This window comes from Buchnera aphidicola (Pterocallis alni), from assembly GCF_964059075.1.
Lineage (GTDB): Bacteria > Pseudomonadota > Gammaproteobacteria > Enterobacterales > Enterobacteriaceae > Buchnera_L > Buchnera_L aphidicola_AN.
The window spans coordinates 204,277-224,218 of sequence record NZ_OZ060377.1 but is presented as its reverse complement, the minus strand read 5'-3'; the positions used below and the strand labels follow the sequence as shown (position 1 = coordinate 224,218).

Genomic DNA, 19,942 nt, shown 5'->3' with positions numbered 1-19,942 from the left:
ACCATATTAAGTATTATTTATTGAATTGGATATCATAAAATATCGCAAAATATTTTTATTCATTATAAGTAAATTATATTTTTTTGTAAATATTTTATTCAATGAATTTTTTATAAAAAATTTTTACTTATATTCTTATAATAAATTAATTTAATTTAAAAATGTAATATTGGAATTTATGATACTAAATAATTTTGATATGTTTCCTATAAATTCATTCGTTATTCATTTAAAACATGGTCTTGGACAATATAAAGGTTTAACTGTAATAGAAGATAATAATATTCAGGCTGAATATTTCACTATATTGTATGCTGATAATGTCAAATTATATGTTCCTATCCATCATGTATATTTAATTAAGAAATATATTTTTAATACAGATAATAAAAAAATATCATTGCATAAATTAGGTAATAAAAAATGGATTAATGAAAGAAACAAAATTTTTAAAAATATACAAGATATAGCATTAAATTTGTTAGATAATCATGCCTATCGCACTTCACAGCCTGGTTTTGCTTTTAAACAAGATGTAGAAAAATATCAATTATTTTGTCAAAGTTTTCCTTATGAAATGACTTGTGATCAAAAAAAAACTATGTATGAAGTTTTACAAGATATGAATAAATCTATTCCAATGGATAGATTAGTGTGTGGAGATGTAGGATTTGGTAAAACTGAAATAGCAATTAGAGCTTCTTTTGTAGCTGTAAGTAATAAAAAACAAGTAATTATTTTAGTTCCTACGACATTATTAGCACATCAACATTATAAAACTTTTCAAAAGCGTTATAAAAATTGGCCTGTGCAAGTAGATATTTTATCAAGATTTCAATCAAAATGTGACCAAATATCTTGTATAGAAAACATTAAATTAGGTAATACCAATATCTTAATTGCAACACATAAAATTTTATTTAATAATGTATTATGGTATGATTTAGGTTTGTTAATTATTGATGAAGAACATAGATTTGGGGTTTCTCAAAAAGAAAAAATAAAAAAACAATTTCCTAATATTGATATCTTAACTTTAACTGCTACTCCAATACCTAGAACACTTCATATGGCTATGCATGGTATTAGAAATTTGTCTATTTTAGCTACTCCACCAGTTAACAGATTACCTGTAAAAATTGCTATTAAAAAATATAATACAAAATTAATTCGGGAAATTATTGTTAATGAAATTAAAAGAAAAGGACAAGTATATTATATATGTAATAAGATTACAAATTTGAAAGAAAAGTTAATTATTTTACAGAATTTAATTCCAGAAGCAACATTTAAAATCGGGCATGGTAAAATTCAAAGCACAAGATTAAAAAAAATTATGTATCATTTTCAAGAAAAAAAATTTGATGTTTTAATATGTACAACTATTATTGAAACAGGAATTGATATACCTACTGTAAATTCTATTATCATAGAAGATGCTGATTCTTTTGGTTTAGCACAACTATATCAAATGAAAGGTAGAGTCGGTAGATCTAATATTCAAGCTTATGCTTGGTTACTTATATCTGATATAAAAAAAATATCTTCTAATGGAAAAAAAAGATTATTAGCAATTGAATCAATTAAAAATTTCGGTGCTGGTTTTGATTTATCTATGCATGATTTACAAATTAGGGGTATGGGGGAATTACTAGGATATAATCAAAGCGGGCATGGTAAAAATATTGAAATTTCTTTATATGTTGAATTACTACAACAAACTATTTTCTTAATTAAACAAAATACCTCTTTATCACTTACTCTTTTAAAAAATATCCAACCTAAGGTTAGATTATTTATTCCAAATATTTTACCAGAATCTTATATTTCTAATATGGATATTAGATTGTATGTTTATAAAAAATTTTTTGAATCAAATAAAAAAAATGATTTACTAAAATTAAAAATTTATTTAATAGATAATTTTGGTGTTTTACCTCAAGAAACTGAAAATTTATTTATTATATCAAATATTAGGATATTATGTAACGATCTTGGAATTAAAAGTGTTGAATTCAATAACCATGATGGAATTATTGCATTTAATGAAACTAGTAGTGTAATTAATTCTAATATTTTACTAAAAATATTTGAATCTGAAGTACAGGAGTGGAAAATAAAAGATGTATTTTCTTTTTATTTTATTAAAGTGATTTCTAATGAAATAGAAAGAATTACATGGTTATGGCAATTTTTAAAAAAAATAAAACATCAAATAAAATAAAATATATATTTATATTTATTCAAATATTATTAGGTTATATATGAAACAAATAGTGTATATAGTTACTGCAAAAAATCAATCTATTGAAGTATGGGAATTATTACAAAATGGAACAATGTATTTAAAGCAAATTATAAATACTAACTTCCAAGAAGGACAACCATTAGTTATACTTAAAAAAAAAAAAAAAATATACATTGGGGTGAGACCAAATTATAAAATTTTAGTGTATGATATATTAATCGATGGAACATTAAAACAAATTGGATCTTCAACTATTCCTTATAGCCCTAATTACTTATCTTGCGATGATGAAGAAAAATTTTTATTTTGTGGTTACTATCATGCTGGTTGTATGAGTATGAGTCAGATTAATAAATATCATCTTCCTAATAAACTGATACAAATTATTAATAATATTCAAGGTTGTCATTCTGTTAATATTAATGATTTTAATAAATGTATTTATGTTCCATCTTTATTATCTAATCGTATTTATTTATATTATATACATAATATTAAAAAAAAAAATATAACATTAAAATTACTTGAATACGTGCAATGTAAAGATAATTCTGGTCCAAGACACATGGCTATTCATAGTAATAAAAAATATTTATATAGTGTGAATGAATTAAATGGTAGTATTGATGTATGGAAAATAGATAAACAAAATATGTGTATTATTAACATACAAAATATTAGTTTATTTAAAAAACAAAATGTAAGTCAACAAGCTTGGTCTGCAGATATTCATATTACTTCTTGTGGAAAATATTTGTATGCCTCAGATAGACTACACAATACGATTACTGGATTTCATATTTTTAATAATAAATTAGAATTGATTGATCAGTTTCATACATGTGCAGAGCCTAAATCATTTTGTATTGACAAAAATGATAAATATTTAATTTGTGCAGGTCAAAAATCTAATACTATTATATTATATAATATTGTAAAGCATAATGGTTCATTAAATCAATTATTTGAATATAAAGTTGGTAAACAACCTACATGGATTTCAATAAATACATTATAGTATATTAATATAAGTACTTATACAGAAAAAATTTTTATTACTATATTATATGTTTAAATATAGTAATAATATTTTATATTATGTAATATTTTAAAAATTATTTAATGTAATAGTTTATATTAAAAATAATAAATTATTTTTTATAGCATGTGTTATGGCAATAATTATTTTTTTTAAATGAAAATATTTAATAATATAAGGGGGCGTTAAATATATTATCTTTTTAAAAGGACGAATCCATACACCATGATTAACGAAAAAATTTTGCATTAATTTAATATTAATAAAATTATAACATTCAATAACTGCAATGGATCCTAAAATACGTATTTCTACAATACGAGGATGATTAGATAATATAAGTAGTTTTTTTTTTAGATACTTTTCAATTTTTTTAACTTTTTTTTTCCAATTATTATTACTCAATATAGAAATATTTTTACTTGCTGCGATACATGCAAGGGGATTACCCATAAATGTTGGTCCATGCATTAATCTATATGGTTTGCTATTACTAATTACACTAGCAATTTTTTTACTAGTGACAGTAGCCGATAAAGTCATCATACCTCCTGTTAATGCTTTTCCTAAACATAATATATCTGGTACAATATTTGCATGTTGATAGGCAAACATTTTTCCTGTTCTTCCAAAACCAGTTGCTATTTCATCTATAATGAGCGGAATATGATGTATATTACATAACAATCGAACTTGTCTAAGATATTCTGGGTGATAAAATTTCATACCACCTATACCTTGTACGATAGGTTCTATAACTACTGCTGCAATTTGTGACTTAAATTTTACTATTAATTTAATAAAAGAATGGATATCATAATTATTCCATTTTTCATGATATGATATCTTTGGTTGTTTAGCAAATAATTGTTTTGGTAAAATATGTTCATATATACTATGCATAGAATTAATTGGATCACATATTGACATTGCTAAAAATGTATCTCCATGGTATCCGTTATGAATTGTTAAAAATTTTTTCTTTGGATTTTTTGAAATATTCCAATATTGTATTGCCATTTTCATAGCTACTTCTATTGAAACAGAACCTGAATCACATAAAAAAATACACTCTAACTTTTTTGGTAAAATATTGATTAATTTTTTACACAATTTGATAGCAGGGTTATGAGTTATACCTCCAAACATTATATGAGACATCTTATTAATTTGTTTTTTCATTGCATTATTTAATTCTATATTATTATAACCATGTATATTTGACCACCAAGAAGACATGCCATCAATTATTTTTATTCCACTTTGTAATTTTAAGTGTATTCCAGAAGCTTCAGTAACCATATAACATGGTAATGGTTTAATCATAGATTCATAAGGATGCCAGATATGTTGTAAATCAAAGATAAAATTATTTTTTTTCATTGTTTTGTATTAACGTTTAAAATATTTTTAGTATAAACTGTTTTAAGATAAAATAATAAATAGGATATACCATGAAAAGAAAATGGAAACTAGAAGAAGTAAATTTATTATTTAAGAAACCATTAATTGATTTAATATATACTGCACAAAACATTCATAGGAAATATTTTAATCCCAGTGAAATGCAAATTAGTACTTTATTATCAATTAAAACAGGTTTATGCCCAGAAGATTGTCAATATTGTGCACAAAGTTCAAGATATAAAACTGATTTAAAATCAGAAAAATTATTAAATATTAAAAAAGTGATTGCAAAAGCACAACATGCTAAAAATGCAGGATCAAATAGATTTTGTATGGGAGCTGCTTGGAGAAACCCTAAAGCAAAAGATATGCCTTATTTAATTAAAATAATTAAAAAAATTAAAAATATGGGTATGGAAACATGTATGACTTTAGGTTCAATTAATATAGAACAAGCAAAACAATTATTTGATGCTGGATTAGATTTTTATAATCATAATTTAGATACTTCTCCAGAAATGTATAAAAAAATTATTACTACTAGAACATACGAAGAAAGATTACATACACTAGAAATTGTCAGTCAATCTGGAATTAAAGTGTGTTCTGGAGGGATATTAGGGTTGGGAGAAAATACAACAGATAGAGCGAAATTACTGTTAGAATTATCTAATTTAAAAAAAATACCTGATAGTGTTCCTATTAATATGTTAGTTAAAATACCAGGAACACCTATGGAGAACAATACTAAAATACATGATTTTGATTTTATTAAAACTATTGCTATTACTAGAATTATGATGCCTAAATCTTATATACGTCTTTCTGCTGGTCGAGAACATATGTATGAAACTATGCAAGCAATGTGTTTTCTTGCTGGAGCAAATTCTATTTTTTATGGTTGTAAATTATTAACTACAACTAATTCTTCACAAAAAAAGGATAAAAAATTATTTAAAAAATTGGGTATATATTCTAAAAATGCATTTTTAAATTATGTTAATCATAAAAAAAAATTCAATATCAATAATAATATCAACTATTATAATGCTGCTATAAATTAATATAAAATATATTTTATGATCAGCAATGTGCTACCTATTATTAGTAGGTAGTGTAAATTTTTATTTAGATAAAATATATATACATATGATAAAAAAATGGTTTATTACTGGAACGGATACAAATATTGGTAAAACAACTGTATCTATTTTATTATTAAATAAAGCAAAAAAAATGGGTTTTTGTACAGCAGGGTATAAACCTATTTCTAGTGGTTGTATTAAAACTAATACGGGATATTGTAATAATGATGTTTTACTATTAAAAAATCATAGTACAGAAAAATTTGCATATAATACTATCAATCCATTCTCTTTATATCATACTGGGCCTCCTAGTATTTTAATGAAACAAGCAAATCAATTGATAAATTTGACAACTTTATCTCATAGATTAAGTATAATTCAACAAAAATCTAATTGGATTGTGATAGAAGGAATTGGGGGTTTTTATACACCTATTTGTAAATATTTAACATTATCAAATTGGATTAAAAAAGAAAATTTACCTGTTATATTAGTTGTTGGAATAAAATTAGGATGTATTAATCATGCTATTTTAACCTACCAATTAATTATCAAAGAAAAATTAAAATTTTCAGGGTGGTTTGCTAATTGTTTATCTAATAATACAGAATATTTTATAGAATATCTTGATACTATAAAAAAATTTATTAAAGCACCTTTTTTAGGAACAATACCGTTTTTAGGAAAAAAATATATTACAAAAAATACAAATATAAAAATAAAACTACCTTATTAAATTAATTGAGTAAAATATTTAATATAGTTATGTATATTCATAACTATATTATAATTATTTATTTGTATACTGGATAATTTTTACACAATTTTAATACTTTTTTCTTTATATCTGATATTAGATTAATATTTTTATAATTATTAATTATGTTTATTATCCATTTTGTTATAGTTATACATTCTAATTCTTTGAAACCTCTTCTAGTAATAGCAGGAGTTCCTATTCTAATACCAGATGTAACAAAAGGATTTTGTAAATCATTTGGTATAGAATTTTTATTAACAATAATATTAGCTAATCCTAAAGATTTTTCTATATTTTTTCCAGTGACTTTCTTATTGACTAAATCAATTACAAATAAATGGTTTTTTGTCCCTCCTGATACAATATTAAAACCTGCTTGTATAAAAGTTTGAGTCATAACTTTAGCATTTTTTAATACCTGTTTTTGATACATTTGATATTCTGGATATATTGCTTCTTTAAAAGCAATAGCTTTAGCTGCGATAATATGCATCAATGGTCCTCCTTGACTTCCTGGGAAAACAGAAGAATTTAATTTTTTATAAAATGTATCATCTTGATTTTTTGATAAAATTAAACCCCCTCTTGGCCCTCCTAGTGTTTTATGTGTAGTAGATGTTACTACATCAGCATATTCAATAGGATTAGGATATAGTTTTGCAGCAACTAATCCAGAAATATGAGCAATATCAATTACTAGATATGCACCGACTATATTGGCTATTTGACGCATTTTCTCCCAATCTATAATACCTGAAAAAGAGGAAAATCCTCCTATGATCATTTTAGGTTTATATTTTTTGGCAGTATTTAATAATTGTTGATAGTCAATTTTCCCTTTTTTATCTAATCCATAAGACATAGATTTATATAATCTTCCAGAAAAATTTACTGTTGCCCCATGTGTTAAATGCCCCCCATGTGATAAATCCATTCCTAAAATTAAATCTCCTGGTTTTAATAAAGCCAAATAAACCGCAAAATTAGCTTGTGATCCAGAATGCGGTTGTACATTGGCATAATCTGCATTAAATAATTTTTTAGCTCGATTGATAGCGATTAATTCAATTTCATCAACATATTTACAACCTCCATAATATCTTTTATATGGGTACCCTTCTGCATATTTATTTGTTAAATGTGATCCTTGTGCTTGCATGACAGCAATACTTGCATAATTTTCAGAAGCGATGAGTTGAATATTTTCTTCTTGTCTAACGGTTTCTTTTTTAATATAGTTCCATATTTTTTTATCATTATATTGAATAAAATTTTTATTTTTCATATTTTTTTTAACTTAATTATATAAATTGTAATTATTTTTATATATTATAAAAATATAGAATTAATTATCGTAAATATATTTTTCATTTTAACAACTTTATATATTTGATTCTTTGTATTGTATATAATAATTCTTTTTGATTTAACTTCTTTTTCCCCTAAAAATAATATTATTTTAGATTTATATTGTACAATATTTTTTAATATTTTTTTAAACGGTTTTATTTTTAATTCTAATGATATTTTTAAATTAGGTTTATAATTTCTAATTTTTTCTGATACATCAAATACCAACATTTGTATAGATTGTAATGAGAAAAATATATAAATATCTATTTTATCTTTTTTTTGTTGGAAGATAGATAATTTTTTTAATAGTAATAATAATCGATCTACTCCTATTGCTAAACCACAAGAAGGAGTACTTGGTCCCCCTAATTGTTGAACTAATGCATCATATCTTCCTCCTGCGCATATCGTATTTTGTGTACCTAAAGATTTTGTTTTCCATTCAAATACAGTATTATTATAGTAATCTAATCCTCTTACTAATCTATAATTTATAGTATATTTAATATTAAAATAATTCATTAAATAACATAATTGATGAAAATAAAATTTTGATTTTTTATCAATATAATTAATTAAAATGGGAGCATTTAATAATAGTTTTTGTATATTTTTTTTTTTACTATCTAAAATCCGCAAGGGATTATTATATAATTGGTAAATACAATTTTTATCTAATAGATGTATATTTTTATTTAAAAAATTTTTTAATTTTTTTTGGTATTGTATTCTGGATTGTATAGAACCAATGCAATTGATTTCTAATGTTACATGTGGATCAATTTGTAATTTTTTAAAAAATTTATTGATAATAGTAATTAATTCTAATTCTATATATGGTTCTGAAAAACCAAATGTTTCTATACCCAGTTGATTAAATTGTCTATAACGACCTGTTTGGGGGCGTTCATATCTAAACATTGGACCAGAATACCATAATTTTGGATTGTTATGATATAATAAATTATTTTGTATTACTGATCTTACACAACCAGCTGTACCTTCTGGTCTTAAAGTTAAACTATGACCATTTTTATCATTAAAAGAATACATTTCTTTCCCAATAATATCAGTAATTTGACCAATTGATTTTTGAAATAAATCTGTTTTTTCTAATATAGGTAGTCTAATTTCTGAATAATGATAATTGAATAAGATTTTTTTAAATATATTTTCTATTTTATTTAATAATCTTGCATCTAACGGAAGGTGATCATGCATTCCTTTAACAGAATGAATATTATATTTCATGAAGTATCCTCATATAATATAATTAATAATATTATTATTATGTAAGAATATATGAAATAATTTTAAAATATTTATTTTATTTAATAGCAATTATGTTTTTGTTTTTAAAATAGGTAAGTTACCTGTTAGTTGTCCACATGCTGCTTGAATATCTTCTCCTCTAGGTTTTCTAATTGTAGTCATGATATTATGTTGATTTAAAAAATTCAAAAATTTATTAATTTGTTCTTTTGTACTAGATTTAAATATACTGTTTGGAATTTTATTCCACGGAATTAAATTAATTTTAATAGGTATATTTTTTAATATTTGTATTAATTCTTTTGCATGTAATAAACTATCATTAATATTATGTAACATAACATATTCTATAGTAATACCTTTTTTATTTAATTTAGATGTTTTTATAAATTGTTTAATTGCATTAAGTAAAGATGATATATTATATTTTTTGTTAATTGGCATTAATTTATTTCTTAAAGTATCGTTTGATGCATGTAAAGAAATAGCTAATTTTACATCTAATAAAGAAGATAATTTATATATTGCTGGAACAATACCAGAAGTTGATATAATAATTTTTTTTTTTGTGAAATTAAATCCAAAAGTATCAGAAATAATGTTAATTGCTGTAAGAACATTATTAAAGTTAAATAATGGTTCCCCCATGCCCATCATAACTATATTAGTAATTTTTGGATATTTTGGATCATCCATTTTATTTATTTTTTTTATAGCTATCCAAATTTGTCCAATAATTTCTGAAACTAATAAATTTCTTTTAAATTTTTGCAATCCTGTAGCACAAAAATGACAGTTTAATATACATCCTACTTGTGATGAAATACACAGTGTTCCTCTTTTTTTTTCTGGAATATAAATTGTTTCAATTAATCCTCCCTTTACGGAAACAAGCCATTTAATTGTATTATCTGAAGAAATAATTTCTTTTATAAATTTGGGTGGGGTAATTGTACTTATATTATTTAATTTTTTTTTTAAATCATTGTTAATATTAGTCATATTATCAAAACTATTACAAAAATGATGATATATCCATATCATAATTTGATGAGCTCGAAATTTGGGTTCACTAATATTTTGTAAAAAATTATACATTTTTTTACGATTTAAATTTAATAAATTTATTTTTGTTAAATTAATATTTTTATTTTGTGTATTTTGCATAATATTATGTATATAATTATTTTTATAAATATTTTAATATGATATATAATATAATACTATTAAATTATTATTATAAAAAATATTTAATTATAGTCATTATGTTAAATATAGATAAGATTGATAATATATATTTTTTTATTATACATTATTTCATTTATAAAAATGTAATTATTTGAACTACATATTTCTTAATAATCAAATTATTTATCTAAAAAATCATATTGTTAAAGATATATAAAAATATGTATTCTAATATTTGAAAAATTAGAAAATTTACTATATTCTATTTAAGAAATATTAATTAAATTATATAGTAAAATATATAATGTAATTAATATTTTATATTAATTAATTATGAAGAATTGAAAATGATAAAAAAAATATTTGATAAATTATATAATTTTCATTCATTAAATCAAAAAGAAAGTTATTACATTTTTAATTTGATTTTAAAAAATAAATTAACTCTTGCACAAATAACTGCTATATTAATCTCTATGAAACTAAAAGTAGAATCTATTGATGAAATTATCGGAGCTATACAAGCATGTCAAGAAAATATTTTATTTTTCCCTAGGCCAAAATATTTATTTGCCGATATTACTGGTACTGGTGGAGATTATATGAATACTATTAATATATCTACATTAAGTGCCTTATTAGCTTCTTCTTTTGGATTAAAAATTGTTAAACATTGTAATACAGGTGTATCAAGTAGTATAGGTTCTGCTGATATATTAAAAAAATTAAATATTGCTATTAATTTACATCCAAAAGATGCCCGAAATATGTTAGAAAAAAACAATATCTGTTTTTTATTTGCTCCACACTATCATAGTGCATTTAAATATGTTTCTGAAATTCGAAAACAGTTAAATACTCGTACTATATTTAATATTTTAGGTCCTTTAATAAATCCAGCAGAACCTTCTTTATCGGTAATAGGTGTATATTCAAAAGATTTATTATTACCTGTGGCACATATTTTAAACTTATTAAATGTACAAAGAGCTATGATTATTCACAGTGACGGAACTGATGAAGTAACTTTACATAGTGTTACACATGTTTTAGAAATTAATCAAGAAAGAATTCATTCATATAAATTACATCCAGAAGATTTTGGTGTTCGTAAAGTACCCAAAAAATTTTTTATGTATAATACTATTCAAAAAAAATATCAAATTTTTGAAGATATCTGTAAAGGAAACAGCAGTGTAGAATATTATAATTTAATTGCAGTAAATACTGCTCTTATATTAAAATTGTTTGGTTATGAAGATTTAAAAGAAAATACAAAAATTGTTTTTGAAAAAATCCGTAGAGGTGAATTAATTAAACACATACAAAATATTAGTAATAAGAGTTAATTATGAGTAATGATATATTAAAAAAAATTATATATAATAAAATTGAATGGTTAAAAGATAGAAAAGTCAAACAACCTATTAAAAAATTACAAGAAAATATTAGTCATTCTAGTAGGGATTTTTACGATATATCTAAAAAAAATACTCCATTTTTTATACTAGAAGCAAAACAATATTCTCCTTCTATTGGTCGGATTCATAATACATTTGATATAAAAAAAATATGCGCACAATATAAAAATCATGCTACAGCAATATCTATTTTAACAGATGAAAAATATTTTAAAGGTAAATTTGAGTTTTTATTAGAAGCACATCAATTAGTTAAACAACCCATTTTATGCAAAGATTTTTTTATAGATCCATATCAAATTTATTTAGCTCGGTATTATCAAGCTGATATTATTTTATTAATGCTTTCTATTTTAAATGATTCGCAATATATAATTTTATCAAATCTTGCGCATAGTTTAAATATGAGTATTATTACTGAAATTAATAATAAAAATGAATTATATAGAGCTATAAAGTTAAATGCACAAATTATTGGTATTAATAATAGAAATTTACATAATTTATCTATTAATATAAATAAAACTTATGAACTTGCTCCATTGATTCCCAAAAATAAAATTATTATTAGTGAATCAGGAATTTATAATCATACACAAGTACAAAAATTAAAAAAAGTAGTGCATGGTTTTTTAATCGGTTCATCGATTATGAAATCTAGTAATATTACTCTAAAAATTAATAGTATAATATTTGGGAATAACAAAATTTGTGGTTTAACTAGAGTAAAAGATGCAAAAAGAATACAAAAATTAGGTGCAGTTTATGGGGGTTTAATTTTTGTTAAAACATCCATTAGAAAAATTAATATACATGTAGCTAAAAATATAGTTTGTCAATCTAAATTAAAATATATTGGTGTTTTTAAAAATGAAAATATACAAAAAATTAAATTTATTATAATTATATTATCTTTATATGCTATTCAATTACATGGAAATGAAAATATAAGATATATTATAAATATAAAAAATATTATACCAAAAAACATAAAAATTTATAAAGCGTTAGATATGAATAAATGTAAAAAAAATATACAATGTAAATATATTGATTTTTATTTATTTGATAATGATCAAGGAGGAAGTGGAAAATGTTTTGATTGGTCAATATTAAATCGATATAATCTAAGCAATGTATTTTTATCAGGAGGATTATCTGTGAAAAATTGTATGAAAGCCATGCAATATAATTGTTTTGGTTTAGATTTTAATTCTAAAATAGAAACTACACCTGGTATAAAAAATTTTTTAAAAATGCAGTTATTATTTAAAAAATTAAAGAATTTGTAGTATAAATAAATGATTTTACATAATTTAATATTAATAATTGGAAATATATGTTATGACTTTATTAAATGCATATTTTGGTAATTTTGGTGGTATATATGTTCCACAAATTTTAGTACCAGCTTTGCAAGAATTAGAAATTTATTTTATGCAATATAAAAATGATATAAATTTTCAAAACGAATTATTATATTTACTGCAAAATTATGCTGGTCGTCCTACTCCTTTAACTTTATGTAAAAATATTACATATGGTACTAAAACAAAAATTTATTTAAAAAGAGAAGATTTACTTCATGGAGGAGCACATAAAACAAATCAAGTATTAGCGCAAGCATTATTAGCTAAAAAAATGAAGAAAAAATTAATATTAGCAGAGACTGGTGCCGGTCAACATGGAGTAGCTACTGCTTTTGCTTGCGCATTATTAAATTTAAAATGTAGAATATATATGGGTTCTAAGGATATGGAAAGACAATCTCCTAATGTTTTTAGAATGCAATTAATGGGAGCTAAAATAATATCGGTTGATAATGGATCTGCTACTCTTAAAGATGCTTGTAATGAAGCACTACGTGATTGGTCTGAGCATTATGAAAATAGTTATTATATGTTAGGTACAGCAGCTGGACCACATCCTTACCCTACTTTGGTAAGAGAATTTCAAAAAATTATTGGTATAGAAACTAAACAACAAATTTTGAAAACTGAATCATCATTACCAGACATGGTGATCGCTTGTGTAGGTGGAGGATCTAATGCGATTGGTATATTTTATGATTTTATTGATAATCTAGATGTAAAACTATTTGGTATTGAACCTGGTGGAATGGGTATTAATACTAAAAAACATGGTTCACCATTACAATATGGAAAACCTGGAATTTACTTTGGAATGAAATCTTTAATGTTACAAAACGATGATGGTCAAATTGAAAATTCACATTCTATTTCTGCTGGTTTGGATTTTCCATCAGTTGGACCAGAACATGCTTATTTATATTCTATTGGAAGAGCACATTATTGTTCCATTACTGATAAAGAAGCAATGGATGCTTTTATATCTTTAAGTAAACATGAAGGAATTATTCCAGCTTTAGAATCTGCTCATGCTCTAGCATATGCGTTAAAAGTAATGAAAAAAAATCCAAACAAAAAACAGATTATAGTAGTAAATTTATCTGGTAGAGGTGATAAAGATATTCATACAGTACATAAAAATATTTTTCAACAAGGTATATTTCATGAATAGATATGATGTTATTTTTAAAGAATTAAAGTATAAACATGAGGGTTGTTTTGTACCTTTCGTTACTATTGGATATCCTTCTATACAATTTTTTTATAAAATTATTGATAATTTACTTTTATATGGATCTAATGCACTAGAATTAGGTATACCGTTTTCTGATCCACTAGCTGATGGTTCCATTATACAAAAATCTAATTCTGCTGCATTAAATAATGGTATTACAGTATCTCGTTGTTTTAAAATTATTCAAAAAATACGTATTAAATATTCTCATATTCCAATAGGTATATTAGTTTATGCTAATATGGTATTTAATTACGGGATAAAAAATTTTTATAAATTATGTGCAATAACCAATATAGATTCTGTTTTAATACCAGATATTCCAATAGAAGAGTATTTATTGTTTAAAAAACACGCTGACTTTTATAATATATCTTCTATTTTTATTGTTCCTCCCAACTCTTCAAAACAATTAATACAAAAGATAGCATATTTAGGAACAGGATATATTTATTTAACTACTCGTTCTGGAGTAACTGGTTTAAAAAATACAACGTTTATACCTAATGTAGATATTATTAAAGAATTAAAAAATAATACTTCTGTTCCTATTTTACAAGGTTTTGGTATTTCTAAACCATCTCAAATCAAACTTGCATTATCTTCCGGTATAAATGGAATAATATGTGGTTCAATTATTATCAAAGTAATACAAAAATATCAATCTACAGAAGATATAATGTTAAAAAAAATTAAAGAATTAGTAAAAATTTTTAAAATGGCAACCAAAATATAGTTTATTAATATGATTGTTAATATATATTCTTTATATTTAAGATACTATAATTATTAGGATTTTTATAAAAAATTATGTTTACTTTCCTTGAGAGTATTATACTAACTGTTATAATGATGATAATAATAAAAATTATCAGTTTTAAAAATTATATTCATTATCAATTTTTTTTGAAATCGTTTATAATATTTACATTCATTTTTATTATTTTATTTTTTTTTAAAATATTGATTTTTTTTATTGTAATATTGTTGATATTGTTTTTTGTGTTACCTATAGGTATTCTTTTAAAAAATCGCAATACATCTTTAAAATATTATTTTACCAAAACAAATATAAAATATTTTCTATTAGTAGTATTGATGATGACCATGTTTGTATTTACATTGTGTAAAAATTTTATTTTTTTAATAAATACGATATTAACATTAATTTCTTTACATTTATTATTTTTAATATACAATTTATATTGTAATATATTTTATAAAATTATATTATTTGCTATATTAATTTATGTACTATTTACCTGTATAAGTTATTTGCATAATAAAAAAGATCATTTATAATATTTACATAATATTACTGCGTTAAAATGAACATTAATAATATAATAATTTTTTATTTTTTAATATAATTGTTATATTATTATTTTATATTTTTTATAAAATATTATTTTATGTTATGTATTAAATGTCCCATTTTATTTTTTTTAGTATTTAAGTATTTAGTATTTTGATCATTTTGTTGAATATTCATATTAATTCTATCAATAATTTTAATACCGTATTTATTTAACATGGTAATTTTTAAAGGATTATTAGTTAGTAAATTAATTGTATAAACATTCATTAATTTTAATATATTTGCACAAATCATAAAATCTCTTTCATCAGAAGAAAATCCTAATTTATGATTTGCTTCTACAGTATCTAAACCACAATCTTGTAAATTATAAGCTTTAATTTTATTTAATAATCCGATATTTCTACCTTCTTGTCTATGATATATTAATATTCCATTTCCTTGTTCGGCAATCATCATTAAAGCATTTTTTAATTGAAATCCACAATCACATCGTAAACTAAATAAAGCATCTCCAGTTAAACATTCTGAATGAATTCTAACTAAAATTGGTTTTTTATGATTTAAATTACCATAAATTAATGCAATATGATTTTTTTCTTTCAGTGTTTCCTCAAAACCAATAATTATAAATTCACCCCAAGGTGTAGGTAACTTAGCTTGTTGTATAAGTTTAATTTTCATATTCACTCAATTAAATAATATTTAATAAGTATATTATATATAGTTTAATATATTATTTAATTTTTTTAATGGATTTGTAGATTGCGTTATTGTTCTACCAACGACAATATAATTAATGTTATATTTCTTAATATTTTGAGGGGTAGTGATTATTTTTTGATCATGAGAAATATGATTTTTAAATCTAATTCCAGGAACAATTGTTTTTATAGAGTAGTCTATGGTATTTTTAATTACATTAGACATAACTCCCGGACATATTATCCCATCTAATTTAGATAATTGTATTATTTTTGATAATTGTAGAATATATTCTTTTAAACTAACTGTAACACCAATCTTTTGAAGGTGATTAATAGAAAAACTAGTTAAAGCAGTCACAGCAACTAATAACGGAAGGGGTTGATTACAATTTTTTATTGCTTTTTTAGCATATTGCATCATTTTAATACCACCACATGCATGTAGGCTAATCATCCATACTCCTAATTCTGATGCAGCATAAACAGATTTAAAAATAGTACTTGGAATATCATGAAATTTTAAATCTAAAAAAATATCAAAATTTAAACTTTTTAATTGATGTATAAATTTTTTTCCAAATCGAATAAACATTTCTTGTCCAATTTTTAATTTATATATCGTAGGATCTAATTGAAATATTAATTGCATAGCAGATTTAACATCAGGATAATCTAAAGCGATAATAATTTTTGTTTTTTTAAATGTATTAATTTGATTCATAAATATCCTAAATGTATAAAATGATTTTAATTTTGTTGAATATGTGCTTGATAGGATGATCGAACTAATGGTCCACATAGCGCATGCTTGAATCCTAAAGATAACGCTTCTTTTCGAAAATGTTCAAATTCTTGTGGAGTAAAATATTTTTTAACTGGTATATGATTTTTACTTGGCTGTAAATATTGTCCTAATGTTAACATATCCACTTTATTTGCTCGTAAATCTTTTAACACCATCATAATTTCTTGATTTGTTTCTCCTAATCCTAACATTAATCCTGATTTAGTAGGAATAGTAGGGTTATATTTTTTAAAATCACGTAATAACTTTAAAGAATTATAATAATTAGCTCCAGGTCGAATTAAATTATATAATCTAGGTACATTTTCTAAATTATGGTTAAATACATCAGGAGGATTTTGTGAAATAATTTGAATAGATTGTTGGATAGAGTTTCTAAAATCTGGTACTAATATTTCTATTTTAATTTCTTTTTTGTGACGTAATTCTTTAATACAATTACTAAATTGTATAGCGCCTCCATCTTTTAGATCATCCCTATTTACAGAAGTAATAACTATATATTTAATACCCATTTCAAATACTGTATTAGATAAATGAATAGGTTCTAAAGGGTCAACAGTATTTGGTCTACCTTTCGTAACATTACAATATGGACATTTTCTAGTACATATGTTACCGAGAATCATAAATGTTGCCGTTTTATTATTAAAACATTCTGTTAAATTTGGGCATAATGCTTCTTCGCATACAGTATGTAAAGAGTTTTTACGTAATATTTTTTTTAATTGATGAATTTTTGCAGAAGAAGTAGGTAATTTTATTTTTATCCAATTGGGTTTATTTAAAGTATTTTTTTTGATTATACTATTATTTTGGAATAAAAATTTTTTATCTTGTATATTACGTATCATATGTATTTTGTACAATAAATTATATTAATATTATTATAATATATACATAAATATTATATAGATATAAAAATTAATAATAAATAAATGCATTTTGATTTAAAAAATATAAAAATTTTTTTATTAAAATATTTTTCATTTTATATAATGTAATATTTTTAATAAAAGTAGAAATGTTATCCATTTTAATTTTATTATTTCCACAAGGGGAAATATATTTAAATGGTGTTAAATTAGTCATGATATTTAATGCCAATCCATGTAAACAAAATATTTTTTTAATTCTCAAAGCAATAGAACATATTTTTTTATTTTGTATATAAATACCAGGATTAATAAATTTTTTATGCCCTAAACAACAAAAATAATATAATGTGCTTAATATAATTTGATCAATTAAATATAATAATTTTTTTATATTTATTTTCATTTCTTTTAGATTAAATAATAAATATATTATCTGTTGTCCTGGACCGTGATATGTTATTTTACCACCTCGGTTCGCATTCATAATTGGAATATTATTAATATATAATAATTTATTATTACTTTCTGTTTGTCCTGTTGTGAATATTGGATAGTGTTCCAAAAACCAAATTTCATTTATGGTACATTTTTTTCTATTTTTAGTGAAAATATTCATATTATAATAAATATTATTCCAATATGATAATCCTAAATTTCGCATTATAATATATTTTTTTTTCAAATTTTTATCACTTTATATAAGTTCATAATTGATATATAAATATTTACAATAATATTTTATATAACTTTTATATTAATTGAATAAAAATTGATTTAATACTAGTAATGATAAATTCAATACCTATGGACATTAATAACAATCCCATAATTTTTGTTAAAATATTTATTCTGGAAGGTTGAAAAAAATTTATAATATAAGGTGCAATTTGGAATAAAATATAACATAATATAGAAAATAATAATATTATTATACTACAAATTAATAAATTTATATAATTTGCATGTTGTGTGCTCCAAATTATAGTTGAACTAATAGCTCCCGGACCCGCAATTAAAGGTGTTGCTAATGGTACAACACTAATATTTTCTATGCTACAAAGTGTTTTTTTTTTATTTTTTTTTGTGATAGTATTCATTAAAGTACCATTAATCATACATAAAGCAATACTTGCAATTAATATTCCTCCAGCGATACGAAAAGATTCTATAGAAATTCCAAAACAATGTAAAAAAATATTACCGAACCATAATGATAAAATTAAGATAATAGATGCTGCCAGATTTGAAATAATATTAATTTTTTTTCTTTCTTGACTAGATTCAAATTGTGTCATAGCAATAAAAATAGGAATCATACCTATTGGATTAATTAATGCAAATAATTCTGAAAAAAAATTTATATATATCGAAAAATCTAATTTTAAATGTTCCACTGAATCTCCAAAAAAAATATTAATTATATTAATATAATATTATAATATATTTGTTTATAAATATATTATATATAAATTTTTTAATAATTGATTTATATATTAATAATTTTTACATAATAATTTTAATACCTAATTTATATGAATTAATATGTATATAATATCATTATAACATTTATATTATTTTTTTATTTAATGTATATAAAATACTATTTTTTAAGTATATTTTATATGTTTGATATTATCAATTAAGAAATAGTAATAAAATATGTAATGGAATATTTAATAATTTACTTTTATATTATATGTAATAATATTAATAATTTTAGATTTCGATTTTTTTAATAAATAAATTGTTTAATAAAAAACGTATATAATATTCTTTTATATAATTGATTATTTTATTTTTGTAATATATAATATATTTTAAAAATTAATAAATAATTTTTAACAAAATGGTAAT

Annotated in this window: 17 protein-coding genes; 8 read left to right on the top strand and 9 right to left on the bottom strand. The window is 22.2% G+C overall.

Features of this window, described 5'->3' with window-relative positions:
- The first annotated feature begins 178 nt into the window (after nt 1-178).
- A complete protein-coding gene (locus AB4W54_RS01000; protein ID WP_367674268.1) occupies nt 179-2,224 on the top strand; it encodes a DEAD/DEAH box helicase in 2,046 nt (681 codons plus the stop codon).
- A gap of 40 nt (nt 2,225-2,264) precedes the next feature.
- Entirely contained in the window at nt 2,265-3,266 is a 1,002-nt protein-coding gene (locus tag AB4W54_RS00995; RefSeq protein WP_367674267.1) for a beta-propeller fold lactonase family protein, read from the top strand.
- 114 nt (nt 3,267-3,380) lie between these two features.
- Here AB4W54_RS00995 and bioA read toward each other — a convergent pair whose 3' ends face one another.
- Nucleotides 3,381-4,670 carry an adenosylmethionine--8-amino-7-oxononanoate transaminase gene (gene bioA / locus AB4W54_RS00990; RefSeq protein WP_367674266.1) on the bottom strand — a complete coding sequence of 430 codons (1,290 nt, stop codon included), beginning with the start codon at nt 4,668-4,670 and terminating at the stop codon, nt 3,381-3,383.
- Between the two features lie 71 nt (nt 4,671-4,741).
- On the opposite strand from bioA, the gene bioB reads away from it, so the two are divergent.
- Both bioB and bioD read left to right on the top strand, forming a co-directional pair.
- The gene (gene bioB / locus AB4W54_RS00985; RefSeq protein ID WP_367674265.1) at nt 4,742-5,758 is read left to right on the top strand and encodes a biotin synthase BioB; all 1,017 of its coding nucleotides are present in this window, start codon (nt 4,742-4,744) and stop codon (nt 5,756-5,758) included.
- Nucleotides 5,759-5,843: 85 nt separating this feature from the next.
- Nucleotides 5,844-6,518 carry a dethiobiotin synthase gene (gene bioD, locus AB4W54_RS00980; RefSeq protein WP_367674264.1) on the top strand — a complete coding sequence of 225 codons (675 nt, stop codon included), beginning with the start codon at nt 5,844-5,846 and terminating at the stop codon, nt 6,516-6,518.
- A gap of 58 nt (nt 6,519-6,576) precedes the next feature.
- Here bioD and glyA read toward each other — a convergent pair whose 3' ends face one another.
- From glyA to rlmN, 3 genes are all read right to left on the bottom strand, one after another.
- Nucleotides 6,577-7,827 (bottom strand): serine hydroxymethyltransferase, encoded by a 1,251-nt coding sequence (glyA, locus tag AB4W54_RS00975; RefSeq protein WP_367674263.1) that lies wholly within the window; start codon nt 7,825-7,827, stop codon nt 6,577-6,579.
- A gap of 44 nt (nt 7,828-7,871) precedes the next feature.
- A complete protein-coding gene (gene hisS, locus AB4W54_RS00970) occupies nt 7,872-9,146 on the bottom strand; it encodes a histidine--tRNA ligase (RefSeq protein WP_367674262.1) in 1,275 nt (424 codons plus the stop codon).
- Between the two features lie 90 nt (nt 9,147-9,236).
- Nucleotides 9,237-10,334 (bottom strand): 23S rRNA (adenine(2503)-C(2))-methyltransferase RlmN, encoded by a 1,098-nt coding sequence (gene rlmN, locus AB4W54_RS00965; RefSeq protein WP_367674261.1) that lies wholly within the window; start codon nt 10,332-10,334, stop codon nt 9,237-9,239.
- A gap of 371 nt (nt 10,335-10,705) precedes the next feature.
- Between rlmN and trpD the strand changes: the two genes are divergently transcribed.
- The 4 genes from trpD to trpA are packed head-to-tail and all read left to right on the top strand — an operon-like array spanning nt 10,706 to nt 15,116.
- Entirely contained in the window at nt 10,706-11,704 is a 999-nt protein-coding gene (gene trpD / locus AB4W54_RS00960) for an anthranilate phosphoribosyltransferase (protein ID WP_367674622.1), read from the top strand.
- A gap of 2 nt (nt 11,705-11,706) precedes the next feature.
- Nucleotides 11,707-13,068, top strand: a complete 1,362-nt coding sequence (trpCF, locus tag AB4W54_RS00955) for a bifunctional indole-3-glycerol-phosphate synthase TrpC/phosphoribosylanthranilate isomerase TrpF (RefSeq protein WP_367674260.1) — start codon at nt 11,707-11,709, stop codon at nt 13,066-13,068.
- Nucleotides 13,069-13,120: 52 nt separating this feature from the next.
- Entirely contained in the window at nt 13,121-14,317 is a 1,197-nt protein-coding gene (gene trpB, locus AB4W54_RS00950) for a tryptophan synthase subunit beta (protein WP_367674610.1), read from the top strand.
- Nucleotides 14,310-15,116, top strand: a complete 807-nt coding sequence (trpA, locus tag AB4W54_RS00945; protein ID WP_367674609.1) for a tryptophan synthase subunit alpha — start codon at nt 14,310-14,312, stop codon at nt 15,114-15,116. The genes trpB and trpA overlap by 8 nt, the downstream gene beginning before the upstream one ends.
- Nucleotides 15,117-15,785: 669 nt before the next feature.
- On the opposite strand, the gene ribA is transcribed toward trpA, so the two are convergent.
- The 5 genes from ribA to AB4W54_RS00920 form a co-directional block, all read right to left on the bottom strand.
- Nucleotides 15,786-16,382 (bottom strand): GTP cyclohydrolase II, encoded by a 597-nt coding sequence (ribA, locus tag AB4W54_RS00940; RefSeq protein ID WP_367674608.1) that lies wholly within the window; start codon nt 16,380-16,382, stop codon nt 15,786-15,788.
- A gap of 33 nt (nt 16,383-16,415) precedes the next feature.
- A complete protein-coding gene (gene pyrF, locus AB4W54_RS00935) occupies nt 16,416-17,126 on the bottom strand; it encodes an orotidine-5'-phosphate decarboxylase (RefSeq protein WP_367674607.1) in 711 nt (236 codons plus the stop codon).
- Between the two features lie 26 nt (nt 17,127-17,152).
- Nucleotides 17,153-18,064: a lipoyl synthase gene (gene lipA, locus AB4W54_RS00930; RefSeq protein WP_367674606.1), complete on the bottom strand. Its 912-nt coding sequence runs from the start codon at nt 18,062-18,064 to the stop codon at nt 17,153-17,155.
- Between the two features lie 70 nt (nt 18,065-18,134).
- Nucleotides 18,135-18,770, bottom strand: coding sequence for a lipoyl(octanoyl) transferase LipB (gene lipB / locus AB4W54_RS00925; RefSeq protein ID WP_367674605.1), 636 nt, complete (start codon nt 18,768-18,770; stop codon nt 18,135-18,137).
- Between the two features lie 67 nt (nt 18,771-18,837).
- Complete coding sequence (locus AB4W54_RS00920) at nt 18,838-19,482, bottom strand: YchE family NAAT transporter (protein ID WP_367674604.1); 645 nt, start codon at nt 19,480-19,482, stop codon at nt 18,838-18,840.
- Between the last annotated feature and the right edge of the window lie 460 nt (nt 19,483-19,942).